Origin of the sequence: Paraburkholderia susongensis, from assembly GCF_900177725.1 — a bacterium.
GTDB classification, from domain to species: domain Bacteria; phylum Pseudomonadota; class Gammaproteobacteria; order Burkholderiales; family Burkholderiaceae; genus Paraburkholderia; species Paraburkholderia susongensis.
This window is the reverse complement of the sequence record NZ_FXAT01000004.1, coordinates 456,605-469,033: the sequence shown is the minus strand read 5'-3', so window position 1 is coordinate 469,033 and position 12,429 is coordinate 456,605. Positions and strand designations below refer to the sequence as shown.

General features: G+C 64.4%; 9 protein-coding genes. 4 read left to right on the top strand and 5 right to left on the bottom strand.

Annotation, left to right across the window (positions count from 1 at the left end):
• Positions 1–30 precede the first annotated feature (30 nt).
• The 3 genes from B9Z01_RS14990 to B9Z01_RS14980 form a co-directional block, all read right to left on the bottom strand.
• Positions 31–888, bottom strand: coding sequence for a carbohydrate ABC transporter permease (locus B9Z01_RS14990; RefSeq protein WP_143808944.1), 858 nt, complete (start codon positions 886–888; stop codon positions 31–33).
• Complete coding sequence (locus B9Z01_RS14985) at positions 878–1,816, bottom strand: carbohydrate ABC transporter permease (protein ID WP_085484281.1); 939 nt, start codon at positions 1,814–1,816, stop codon at positions 878–880. The genes B9Z01_RS14990 and B9Z01_RS14985 overlap by 11 nt, the downstream gene beginning before the upstream one ends.
• 215 nt (positions 1,817–2,031) lie before the next feature.
• Complete coding sequence (locus B9Z01_RS14980) at positions 2,032–3,279, bottom strand: ABC transporter substrate-binding protein (protein ID WP_085484279.1); 1,248 nt, start codon at positions 3,277–3,279, stop codon at positions 2,032–2,034.
• Between the two features lie 572 nt (positions 3,280–3,851).
• Between B9Z01_RS14980 and zwf the strand changes: the two genes are divergently transcribed.
• The 4 genes from zwf to B9Z01_RS14960 all read left to right on the top strand — a co-directional run bounded on the left by zwf (position 3,852) and on the right by B9Z01_RS14960 (position 9,283).
• The gene (gene zwf, locus B9Z01_RS14975; RefSeq protein ID WP_085484277.1) at positions 3,852–5,315 is read left to right on the top strand and encodes a glucose-6-phosphate dehydrogenase; all 1,464 of its coding nucleotides are present in this window, start codon (positions 3,852–3,854) and stop codon (positions 5,313–5,315) included.
• Positions 5,316–5,528: 213 nt separating this feature from the next.
• A complete protein-coding gene (gene pgl / locus B9Z01_RS14970) occupies positions 5,529–6,245 on the top strand; it encodes a 6-phosphogluconolactonase (protein ID WP_085484275.1) in 717 nt (238 codons plus the stop codon).
• The gene (locus B9Z01_RS14965; RefSeq protein WP_085484273.1) at positions 6,223–8,139 is read left to right on the top strand and encodes a bifunctional transcriptional regulator/glucokinase; all 1,917 of its coding nucleotides are present in this window, start codon (positions 6,223–6,225) and stop codon (positions 8,137–8,139) included. The genes pgl and B9Z01_RS14965 overlap by 23 nt, the downstream gene beginning before the upstream one ends.
• 220 nt (positions 8,140–8,359) lie before the next feature.
• A complete protein-coding gene (locus B9Z01_RS14960) occupies positions 8,360–9,283 on the top strand; it encodes a bestrophin family protein (protein WP_085484271.1) in 924 nt (307 codons plus the stop codon).
• A 22-nt stretch (positions 9,284–9,305) separates the two neighbouring features.
• Here the strand turns inward: B9Z01_RS14960 and B9Z01_RS14955 are convergent, their stop codons facing one another.
• Together B9Z01_RS14955 and B9Z01_RS14950 are read right to left on the bottom strand one after the other, a co-directional pair.
• Complete coding sequence (locus B9Z01_RS14955) at positions 9,306–10,052, bottom strand: lysozyme inhibitor LprI family protein (protein ID WP_167387492.1); 747 nt, start codon at positions 10,050–10,052, stop codon at positions 9,306–9,308.
• A gap of 2 nt (positions 10,053–10,054) precedes the next feature.
• Positions 10,055–12,340, bottom strand: coding sequence for an arginine/lysine/ornithine decarboxylase (locus B9Z01_RS14950; RefSeq protein ID WP_085484267.1), 2,286 nt, complete (start codon positions 12,338–12,340; stop codon positions 10,055–10,057).
• Positions 12,341–12,429 lie beyond the last annotated feature (89 nt).

The following is a 12,429-nucleotide window of genomic DNA, read 5'->3' as shown; positions in this document are numbered from 1 at the left end:
ATGCCCCTCGTATCGCTTGAATTGGCCCGCTCAGCCCTTCACCGCGCCGGCCGTCAGGCCGCGCACGAAGTAACGTCCGGCGATGATGTAGACGAGCAGCGTCGGCAATGCCGCGATGATCGCGCCGGCCATGTCCACGTTGTATTCCTTCACGCCGGTCGAGGTGTTCACGAGGTTGTTCAGCGCCACCGTGATCGGCATCGAATCGACACCGGAGAACACGATACCGAACAGGAAGTCGTTCCAGATCTGCGTAAATTGCCAGATCAGGCACACCATGAAGATCGGCAGCGACACGGGCAGCAGGATCTTCGTGAAGATCGTGAAGAAGCCCGCACCGTCGATGCGCGCCGCCTTCACGAGTTCAGCCGGCACGCTCACGTAGAAGTTGCGGAAGAACATCGTCGTGAACGCGATACCGTAGATCACGTGCACGAACACGAGGCCGCTCGTCGTGTTCGACAGGCCGAGGAAGCCTTCGAGGCGCGCCATCGGCAGCAGGATCGCCTGGAACGGAATGAAGCAGCCGACCAGCAGCATCGTGAAGATCGGATCGGCGCCGCGGAAGCGCCAGTGCGTGAGCACGTAGCCGTTGAACGCGCCGATGATCGACGAGATCAGCACGGCCGGAATCACCATGCGCACCGAGTTCATGAAGAACGGCTGCATGCCGTCGCAACGCACGCCGGTACACGCGCCGCTCCATGCCTTGATCCAGGGAGCAAAAGTCCAGTGCGACGGCGGCGTGAGCAGGTTGCCGCTGCGCAGCTGGTCGATGTCCTTGAACGACGTGGACAGCATCACGTACAGCGGAAACAGGAAATACAGGGCGAACAGGATCAGGGCCGCGTAAATGACGGCGCGGCTGATCGTCATCTTAGGCTGCATTGCGCGTGCTCCTCGATTCCATATACATGAGCGGCACGAGCACGGCCACGACGGTGGCGAGCATCATCATCGACGATGCCGCGCCGACGCCGAGCTGCCCGCGATTGAACGAAAACGTGTACATGAAGATGGCCGGCAGCGACGACGAAGTGCCCGGACCGCCCGCGGTCAGCGCAACGACGAGGTCGAACGTCTTGATGGTGATGTGGCAAAGAATCAGCAGCACGGAGAAGAACACCGGCCGCATGCTCGGAATCACGATCTTGCGGTAGATGGTCGGCAGGTTCGCGCCGTCCATTTGCGCGGCCTTGAAAATTTCGCCGTCCACGCCGCGCAAACCGGCGAGGAAAAGCGCCATCACGAAGCCGGTGGATTGCCAGACCGCCGCGATCACGACGCAGAAGATCGCGCGATCCGGGTCGCCGAGCCAGTTGAACGAGAAGCTCGTCCAGCCCCAGTCGTGAAACACCTTCTCGAGGCCGATGCTCGGCGTGAGAATCCATTGCCACGCAGTGCCGGTCACGATGAACGAGAGCGCCATCGGGTACAGGAACACGGCGCGCAGCGCGCCTTCGTTGCGGATCTGCTGATCGAGCAGGATCGCGAGCAAAAGACCCAGACCGATACAGACGCCGATGAACGGAATGCCGAACCAGCCGAGATTCGCGGCCGAGGTCCAGAACACGTCGTTGGCGAACAGTTCGCGATAACGCTCGAGGCCCGCGAATTCGAAACGCGGCATCAGCCGCGAGTTGGACAGCGACAGATAACCGGTGATTGCGATAAAGCCATACACGAAGATCAGGCTGATGACGACGCTGGGTGCGAGCACCAGCTTCGGAATCCAGCGATCGGCAAGGGCCGCCATGGGCGACGCGCGGCGGGCGGCGCTGGCCGTTTTCCCGTTTCCGCTGATAGAAGCAGTCACTACTCGACTCCTGCTGAAACTGTACCGTCCGGCTCCCTGCGCACGCATGGCGCGGAATCGCGACGGCCTGGGTGTGACTCTATGGAACCAGGGTGAAGCGCGCCTCGCGTGAAACGTCGCCATCGACACGAGCACGGCGTCGACGCGAGGCGCCCCGAAGGAAACGCCCGGTGCTTGCGTGGAAGCTGCCGGGCGCAACGCTTCGCTGACTTCACTTACTTGGTCTTCGCCGCCTTCGCGAGGGCCTCGACCGCGGTCTTCGAATCTTCCTGCGAGTTCATGAACTTCGTGACCACGTCGGAGATCGCGCCGGCCGCCGCATCGGGCTGAGCCATGCCGTGAGCGAGCGACGGCACATAGCCGCCTGCCTTGATCGCGACCTGCTCATCCGCGTACGACTTCTTCGCGCAGTCGTCGAACTTGTCCATCGGCACGCCGAGACGCACCGGGATCGAGCCCTTGTACAGGCTGAACTGCTCCTGGAACGCCGGCGACATGATCGTCTTCGCGAGCGCGAGTTGACCCGGCGTCGCCGCGCTCTGGCCTTTCTGCTGGAAGAACACGAACGAGTCGACGTTGAACGTGTAGGCCTTCGCCGTACCCGGCACCGCGGCGCAGACGTAATCCGTGCCCGACTTCTTGCCGGCGTTGGTGAATTCGCCCTTCGCCCAGTCGCCCATGAACTGCATGCCGGCCTTGCCGTTGATGACCATGGCCGTGGCGAGGTTCCAGTCACGGCCCGTGCGGCCCGCGTCGAAGTAGCCCTGGATCTTGCGGACCGTGTCGAACACGCCGATCATCTTCTCCGAGGTCAGCGTCTTCTCGTCGAGGTCGACGAGCGCCTTCTTGTAGAAGTCCGCGCCTTGCGACAGCACGACGTCTTCCCACAGCGTCAGGTCCTGCCACGGCTGGCCGCCCATTGCGATCGGCTGGATGCCCGCGGCTTTCATCTTGTCGGCGACCGCGAAGAACTCAGGCCACGTGGTCGGCACCTTGCCGCCTGCCTTGTCGAGCGCTGCCTTGTTGATGTACAGCCAGTTCACACGGTGCACCGAGAACGGTGCGGCGACATAGTGGCCGTCCGCGTGCATGATCTTGTCGATTTCCGGCGGCAGGTTCTTCTTCCAGTCGCCCGCGACCGAGTCGATCGGCACCAGCACGCCCTGCGAAGCCCACTCCTGGATCAGCGGACCTTTGATCTGCGCGGCGGTCGGCGCATTGCCCGAGATCACCTGCGTCTTGAGTGCCGTCATGGCAGCCGCGCCAGCGCCGCCCGCGACCGCGAAGTCCTTCCACGTGTAACCCTGCTTCGTCATGTCGTCCTTGAGGACGCCGACGGCTTTCGATTCGCCGCCCGAAGTCCACCAGTGCAGCACTTCGACCGACTCGGCGGCCTGCACGGCCGACACGCCACACATCAGACCCGCAGCGCACAGAGCGCCCATGATCGCGCGAAATTTCATTGCTTATCTCCTCCAGACACCTGAACAAAAAAACGAATGGCCCCTGATGTCGCCAGGGTGCTGTGGTTGGTTCAAACAGGCAAAACACAGGGCGATCGAGCACGGTCGGGCGCATGCGCGAGGGCATGTGCCGGCGACCGATGTCCGGCCGCTGGACGCTCAAGAGGTGAGTGGTTCGGGATGCAACTGACTGTCTCCTCTTTTGATTTTTGCCTGCCCGCGTCGCGCGGCAGACTCGAGGTGCCTCATACGCCAACCCGACGCCAACCTGACACTGGCGACGGCCCCGCAGGCCGGTCGACTCTCCGGCTTTCCGTAAGGGCCGCCGGAGCCAGCCTGGCGCGTGCCGGCAGGCGCTGTCCGCTAACATGCCGGGGACGCCCGCCGATTCGCAAAAGCGCGCATACCGCCTGAGCGGCGCACGCTTTTTTCATCGAATTTGCGCTACCTCTTGATTTGGATTGTAGTTAAACTACAATTCAGTGTCAAAAAATATTTTATCGGACTACGGTCGCCTTACTCATACAGTTCGCGGTCAGCGCGGCGGCCTCTCAAGACATCGACGGAGACACATGCAAACCGACTCAAGCTTCACCTTCGTTCTCTTCGGCGGAACTGGCGATCTGTCGATGCGCAAGATTCTGCCCGCGCTGTTCGAGGCGCATCGCGCCGGCGGCATGCTCGCCGAAAGCGGCAAGATCGTCGCGGTGGCGCGGCACGTGGCGGATCGCGACGAATATCTGCAGTGGGTCGAAGAGCACGTCAAGCCGCATGTGTCGAAGAACGGCCTGGATCAGGCGGCATGGTCGGGCTTCCTCGCGCGCATCGAGTTCGTGAAGATCGATCTCGGCAAGCAGGAAGACTTCGTGCATCTGCGCGACGCGATCCAGGACCTGCCCGGCATTCGTGTGTTCTATCTGGCAACCGGCCCTTCGCTGTTCGTGCCGATCTGCCATGCGCTCGCCTCGGTCGGGCTGAACGCCAACGCGCGCATCGTGCTCGAAAAGCCGCTCGGCTACGACCTGAAATCGTCGAATGCAATCAACGACGCGGTCGGCGAGATCTTCGCGGAAGAACAGATCTACCGGATCGACCACTACCTCGGCAAGGAGCCGGTGCAGAACCTGCTCGCGCTGCGCTTCGGCAATGCGCTCTTCGAGCCGCTGTGGCGCCGCGAGTGGGTCGAAAGCATCCAGATCACGATTGCCGAGGAACTCGGTGTCGAAGCGCGCGGCGACTTCTACGACAACACCGGCGCGCTGCGCGACATGGTGCAGAACCATTTGCTGCAACTGCTTTCCATCGTCGCGATGGAGCCGCCCCACTCGATGGATTCGGACTCGGTGCGCGACGAAAAGCTGCGCGTACTGCGCGCGTTGAAACCGATCGATCCGCGAGAAATCGGCAAGGTTGCGGTGCGCGGCCAGTATCATTCGGGCGTGGTCCGCGGCAACGCGGTGCCGGCCTACGCGACCGAGCATGGCGTGAAGCCCGATAGCTCCACCGAAACCTTCGTCGCGCTCAAGGTCGAGATCGAGAACTGGCGCTGGGCCGGCGTGCCGTTTTTCCTGCGCACGGGCAAGCGGCTCGCCGATCGCGTCGCCGAGATCGTGGTGAACTTCCGGCCCGTGCCGCATTCGGCGCTCGGCGCCTCGGCGCTGCGCGCGGGCGCGAACCGTCTCGTGATCCGTCTGCAGCCGAACGAGACGATTCGTCTGTACTGTCTCGCGAAGCAACCCGGCGAAGGCATGAACCTCGCGAGCGTGCACCTCGACCTCGCGTTCGACCAGTTCTTCCGCGAAGGGCAGATGGAGGCGTATCAGCGGCTGCTGCTCGACGTGATCAACGGGCGGCTCGCGCTCTTCGTGCGGCGCGACGAACAGGAAGCCGCATGGCGCTGGGTCGAGCCGATCCTGAATGAATGGAAGGCTTCACTCAAGCCGCCCAAGCCGTACGCGGCGGGCACGTGGGGACCAGCTGCCGCGAGCGCGATGCTCGCACAGCACGACACCTGCTGGCTCGAGGAAGAGAATTGACGAATTGATGAACGGCGCCGCACGACTGTCTGCGCGAGACAGGCAACACCTCGCGCAAGCAGTCGAGCGGCGCCAGCAAAACCCACCGACGAACTGAACGGAATCGCGCCGGTATCGCGTCTGGCGTCTGCAAGCCACCCCGCCTTGCAGGCATCGCGCGAAAGCAGTCAGGCTGATTCCGCAGACCCAACAAGAAAGCAGCACGGAGGAGAAGTGATCGAGCTTCACGCTTTCGACGACCAGCGCGCCCAATCCGACGCACTGGCGAAAGCGGTAGGCGACGCGTTACATGCGTCGCTTGCCGCAAAGGCAGCCGCCAGCGGCACGTCAACCCCGCCCACGCACCCGGCCATGCTGGCCGTGTCCGGCGGCAGCAGTCCGCGGCCGTTCCTGCAAACGCTGTCCACGCAAGCGTTCGACTGGGCCCGCATCGCGGTGACGCTCGTCGACGACCGCTGGGTGCCGGAGACCGACAGCGCGAGCAATGCGCAACTCGCGCACGCCACGCTGCTGCAGAACGCCGCGAAAAGCGCGGCGTTCTGGCCGCTCGTCGACACCACGCAGGATCTCGACGCGCACGTCGCCGCGTTGAACGCGGACGCGCGCTTTGCCGCAGTGCCCGACGTCGTGGTGCTCGGCATGGGCGAGGACGGCCACACCGCGTCGATCTTCGCCGACGCGCCCGAATGGGATCACGCCATCACCACCACCGAGCGTTTCGTCGCCGTGCATCCGGGCGCCGCACCCCATGCGCGCGTGAGCTGGTCATTGTCCGCGCTCAAGGAAGTGAAGCATCTGTTTTTGCTGATCGCAGGACCGCGCAAGATGGACGTGCTCAATGCCGCCTCCGCTTCGCTACAAAAAAATGCCATCTCGCAGTTGGCAAACGACAAGGGAGTGAGACTCGATGTCTACTGGTGTGCAAACTAAAGCTGTGCCGGGCGCGGGACAGCACGCCGACGGACCGAGGCTGCTCGCTGACATCGGCGGCACCAATGCGCGTTTCGCGCTCGAGACGGGCCCCGGCGAAATCAGCTCGGTGCAGGTCTATCCGTGCGCGGATTACCCGGGCGTCGCCGAGGTCATCAAGAAGTATCTGAAGGACACGAAGATCGGCCGCGTCAATCACGCGGCGATCGCCATCGCGAACCCGGTCGACGGCGACCAGGTGAGCATGACCAATCACGACTGGACTTTTTCGATCGAAGCGACGCGCCGCGCGCTCGGCTTCGACACGCTGCTCGTCGTCAACGACTTCACCGCGCTCGCGATGGCGCTGCCGGGCTTGACCGACGCTCAGCGCGTGCAGGTGGGCGGCGGCGCGCGCCGCCCGAACAGCGTGATCGGCCTGCTCGGCCCCGGCACCGGCATGGGCGTGTCGGGCCTGATTCCCGCCGACGACCGCTGGATCGCGCTCGGCAGCGAAGGCGGCCACGCGAGCTTCGCGCCCGCCGACGAGCGCGAAGATATCGTCTTGCACTACGCGCGCAAGAAGTGGTCGCACGTATCGTTCGAACGCGTGGCCGCGGGTCCGGGCATCGAGGTGATCTATCGCGCGCTCGCGGGCCGCGACAAGAAGCGCGTGGCGGCCAACGCTGACACGGTCGAGATCGTCAGGCGCGCGCTCGAAGGCGAGCCGCTCGCGGCCGAATCGGTCGACGTGTTCTGCGGCATTCTCGGCACCTTCGCGGGCAACATCGCGGTCACGCTCGGCGCGCTCGGCGGCATCTATATCGGCGGCGGCGTCGTGCCGCGGCTCGGCGAATTCTTCGCGCGCTCGTCGTTCCGCAAGCGCTTCGAGGCAAAGGGCCGCTTCGAGGCGTACCTGCAGAACGTGCCGACCTACGTGATTACCGCCGAATATCCGGCGTTTCTCGGCGTCTCAGCGATTCTCGCCGAGCAGTTGTCGAACCGCGCCGGCGGCAGTTCGTCCGCGGTGTTCGAGCGGATTCGCCAGATGCGCGACGCGCTGACGCCGGCCGAGCGCCGCGTCGCCGATCTCGCGCTGAATCACCCGCGCTCGATCATCAACGACCCGATCGTCGACATCGCGCGCAAGGCCGACGTCAGCCAGCCGACCGTGATCCGCTTCTGCCGCTCGCTCGGCTGCCAGGGTCTGTCCGATTTCAAGCTCAAGCTCGCGACCGGTTTGACCGGCACGATTCCGGTGAGCCACAGCCAGGTGCATCTCGGCGACACCGCGACCGATTTCGGCGCGAAGGTGCTCGACAACACCGTCTCGGCGATCCTGCAGTTGCGCGAGCATCTGAACTTCGAGCATGTGGAGCGCGCGATCGATCTGCTGAACGGCGCGCGGCGCATCGAGTTCTACGGGCTCGGCAATTCGAACATCGTCGCGCAGGATGCGCACTACAAGTTCTTCCGCTTCGGCATCCCGACGATCGCTTACGGTGACCTGTACATGCAGGCGGCCTCGGCGGCGCTGCTCGGCAAGGGCGACGTGATCGTGGCGGTCTCGAAGTCGGGACGCGCGCCCGAGCTGCTGCGCGTGCTCGACGTTGCGATGCAGGCCGGCGCGCAGGTGATCGCGATCACGTCGAGCAACACGCCGCTCGCCAAGCGCGCGACCGTCGCCCTGGAGACCGATCACATCGAGATTCGCGAATCGCAGTTGTCGATGATTTCGCGCATTTTGCATCTGGTGATGATCGACATTCTCGCGGTCGGCGTTGCGATCCGCCGCGCGGTGCCGAGCGACGACGTGGCCGAGACGGTCGAGAAGGCGCGCGAAGGCGCCGACGACGACGCCACGGCCGTGCTCGACTGGCTCAGCCACGGAGCGGCTCCGTCGCCGCGCGACTGAGTCCGCTGCCTCGCGCCTGTTCACGCTAATTGCGGATTTGCGAACGGGCCTTGGTGTTTCCGCTTGCGGTCAACGAACCCGCGCGGTGCGCATCGACTGAGATGTGCGCCGCGCGGGTTTTCTACTGGGTGCGCCTTCGAGTGCTCCGCTTCGTGCGGACCCCAGGCGGTCGATAATCGATAATAGAAGCTTTACCGCCCGACGCCACCCGCCCAGCCCCATGATCATCCGCCCGCATCTCCATTGGTTCCGCATGCTGCTCGCGTGGCACGGCTCGGTGTTGCCGCAGTTGCTGCCGCGGCTCTTCCTGATCTTCGGCATTTCGATCGTCGCGCTCGCCGCGCACGATCATCTGCTGCCCGTCAGCCTGAACCTCAACACGACCGCGCCGTTTTCGCTCGTCGGCATCGCGCTCGCGGTGTTTCTCGGCTTTCGCAACAACGCGAGCTACGACCGCTGGTGGGAAGCGCGCAAGCTGTGGGGCCAGTTGCTCAACGAGTCGCGCTCGCTCACGCGCCAGGTGCTGACGCTGCCGTCGCGGGAGTTGTCGAAAGAGGATGCCGCCGAATTTCTCGCGATGTTGAGCGCGCTGCCGCATGCGCTGCGTCATCAGTTGCGCAAGACCGACCCGCGTGAAGACCTGGCCGCCCGTCTGCCCGACGCATTGTTCGAGCGCGTGATAGCCGCGCGCTACAAGCCGGCCACGTTGATGCTCTGCCTCGGCGAATGGGTCCGGCGCCACGCGCGCGCAGGCGCGCTCGATCCGATGGCGGTGCTCGCGTTCGACCGCAATCTGAATGGGTTGTCGGACGTGATCGGCGGCTGCGAGCGCATTGCGTCGACGCCGCTGCCCTTCGCGTATTCGGTGATGATTCACCGCACCGTGTATTTCTTCTGCGCGTCGCTGCCGTTCGGTCTCGTCGACAGCATCGGCGTCTTCACGCCGGTGTTCGCGGTGTTCGTCGCGTACACCTTCATGGCGCACGAGGCGATCGCCTCGCAGCTCGAAGAACCGTTCGGCACCGACGACAACGACCTCGCGCTCAACACCATGTCCGTGGTCATCGAGGACGCGCTGCGCGATCTGTGCGGCGAACCGCCGCTTGCGTCGCCGCAGCGCGCCGAAAACTATCTGATCGACTGACGACTGGCGCCGTGCGTGGCCGTCAGTTGTTGCCGACCGTTTCGGACAGGCGCTTGATCGTCGCGAGGCGCGCACCGATGATGTCGATGCGCCCGCGCTCGTCGACGAGCGGGGTGGACGCCGTGAGATACGCGCTCCAGGCCCGCTGCGCGCGGACCAGCGTGGGACGCGAGGACGCCGGCATCTTCGATTCGAGCACGCGGTAGTAGCGGTTCAGATCGAACATCGCGTGTTCGCAGCGCGCGTCGGCGTTGCACGCGCGCGGACGGCGCGGCACCGGCCCGCCCGCATTGGCGAGAGCGCCGCGCAGCGCGAGCGCACGGTCGCGCACCGGCTGCAGCTGCATGTCGGCTTCGGCGAGCACGTACATCGAGCCCTGCGTCGTCGCGAACACCGCGGCGAGCATCGGCTTTTCAGCCTCGCGCGAAGCGAGCCAGCTTGCCTGGCTCTTTTCCCACGGCTTGCGCCGCGCGGGCGGCAGCTTCGCCAGAAGCTGCTGGTAGGCGCTATCGAGCGCGGCCTTCCAGCCGATCCGCGCGTTGTCCATGCACTGCACCTGTCCGGTCGTCGTCGACATGTCGGCGCGCGCGAGACACGCGCGCATCGACGCGTCGATCGGATCGGCGGCACCCACCTCGGCATGCGCCGCCGGACTCCACGCGCCGCCGAGCGTCGCCGCCGCAACCGCCGCCATCGCCACGATAGCGGCCCGCGCGCCGAACCTGCGCCGCCCGCCACCGATTCCTGCCAGGAACTTCACCCTCTGCATCGTCAAACGCGAACGCAATCGACGAAATATTCGATGCGCCCGTTGATCATTTCGCCGACGAGCCCGTGGATATCCGTATGGAAGCCCGGGAAGCGTTCGTTGAACTCGCGCGCGAAGCGCAGGTAGTTGACGATCGTCCTGTTGAAGCGCTCGCCCGGAATCAGCAGCGGAATGCCCGGCGGATACGGCGTCAACAGGATCGAGGTGACGCGGCCTTCGAGTTCGTCGATGGGCACCCGGTCGATCTCGCGGTGCGCGAGCTTCGCGAACGCGTCGGACGGCTTCATTGCCGGCTCCATGCTCGAGAGGTACATCTCGGTCGTGAGGCGCGCGATGTCATTCGCACGATAAACGCTGTGAATCTGCTGGCACAGATCGCGCAAACCGACGCGCTCGTACATCGGATGATGCGAGACGAACTCGGGCAGCACGCGCCACAGCGGCTGGTTGTTGTCGTAGTCGTCCTTGAACTGCTGGAGTTCCGTGACCATCGAGTTCCAGCGGCCCTTCGTGATACCGATCGTGAACATGATGAAGAACGAGTAGAGCCCCGTCTTCTCGACGATGATGCCGTGCTCGGCCAGATACTTCGTGACGATCGCCGCCGGGATGCCGGTTTCGCCGAAGCCGCCGTCCATGTCGAGACCCGGCGTGACGATGGTCGCCTTGATCGGGTCGAGCATGTTGAAGCCTTCGGCGAGCGGGCCGAAGCCGTGCCATGCGTCGTTCGGGCGCAGCATCCAGTCGTCGCGCGAACCGATGCCTTCCTCGGCGAACTGGTCCGGGCCCCAGACCTTGAAGAACCAGTCGTCGCCGTATTCGGCGTCGACCTTGCTCATCGCGCGGCGGAAGTCGAGCGCTTCGGCAATCGATTCCTCGACGAGCGCCGTGCCGCCCGGCGCTTCCATCATCGCCGCGGCCACGTCGCACGAGGCGATGATCGCGTACTGCGGGCTCGTCGACGTATGCATCAGATACGCCTCGTTGAAGCGATGCTTGTCGAAGCGGCTGTTCTTCGAGTCCTGCACGACGATCTGCGAAGCCTGCGAGATGCCGGCGAGCAGCTTGTGCGTGGAGTGCGTCGCGTACACCATCGCGCCGATGCGCGGACGCCCCGCGCCGATCGCGTGCATGTCCTGATAGAACTCGTGGAATTCGGCATGCGGCAGCCACGCTTCGTCGAAGTGCAGCGTGTCGAGCCATTCGCCCAACATCTCCTTGATCATCTCGACGTTGTAGATCACGCCGTCGTACGTGCTTTGCGTGATCGTCAGGATGCGCGGCTTGAGGCCCGGGTTCTTCGCGAGCGCTTCGCGCGCGAACGGGTTCGCCTCGATCTTCTTGCGAATGTTTTCCGGCTCGAACTCGCTGCGCGGAATCGGACCGATGATCCCAAAGTTATTGCGCGTCGGCGTGAGGAACACCGGAATCGCGCCGGTCATCGTGATCGCGTGCAGGATCGACTTGTGGCAGTTGCGGTCGACCAGCACGATGTCGCCGGGAGCGACCGTGCCGTGCCAGACGATCTTGTTCGAGGTCGACGTGCCGTTGGTCACGAAGAACACGTGGTCGGCGCTGAAGATGCGCGCGGCGTTGCGCTCCGAGGCCGCGACCGGACCCGTGTGATCGAGCAGCTGGCCGAGTTCGTCGACCGCGTTGCAGACGTCGGCGCGCAGCATGTTCTCGCCGAAGAACTGGTGGAACATCTGGCCGAGCGGGCTCTTCAGGAACGCGACGCCGCCCGAGTGGCCCGGGCAGTGCCACGAGTACGAACCCTCTTCCGCGTACTGCACCAGTTCCTTGAAGAACGGCGGCGCGAGCGAATCCAGATAAACCTTCGCCTCGCGGATGATGTGGCGCGCGACGAACTCCGGCGTGTCCTCGAACATGTGGATGAAGCCGTGCAGCTCGCGCAGGATGTCGTTGGGCAGGTGGCGCGAGGTGCGCGTCTCGCCGTACAGGAAGATCGGAATGTCGGCGTTGCGGCGGCGCACTTCGGTCACGAACGCGCGCAGCGCGACGATCGCGGCGGCGAGTTCCGGCGTCTCGCCTTCCACGACCACGTTATCGACGTACGGCAGCAGCTCGTCGTCGTCGATCGAGAGGATGAAGCACGACGCGCGGCTCGACTGCTGCGCGAACGAGGTCAGGTCGCCATAGCTCGTCAACCCGAGCACTTCCGCGCCTTCTTTCTCGATAGCTTCGGCCAAAGCCCGGATGCCGGAACCCGAGATGTTCTCGGAGCGGAAATCTTCGTCGATGATGACGACGGGAAAACGGAACTTCATGGGCGATTCTCCAAAAAGAAAACGACCGCTGACTTATCTGGTAAGTGCAGCGGTCACCCGAATAACTGATGGGTCAATACGCTGCCGGC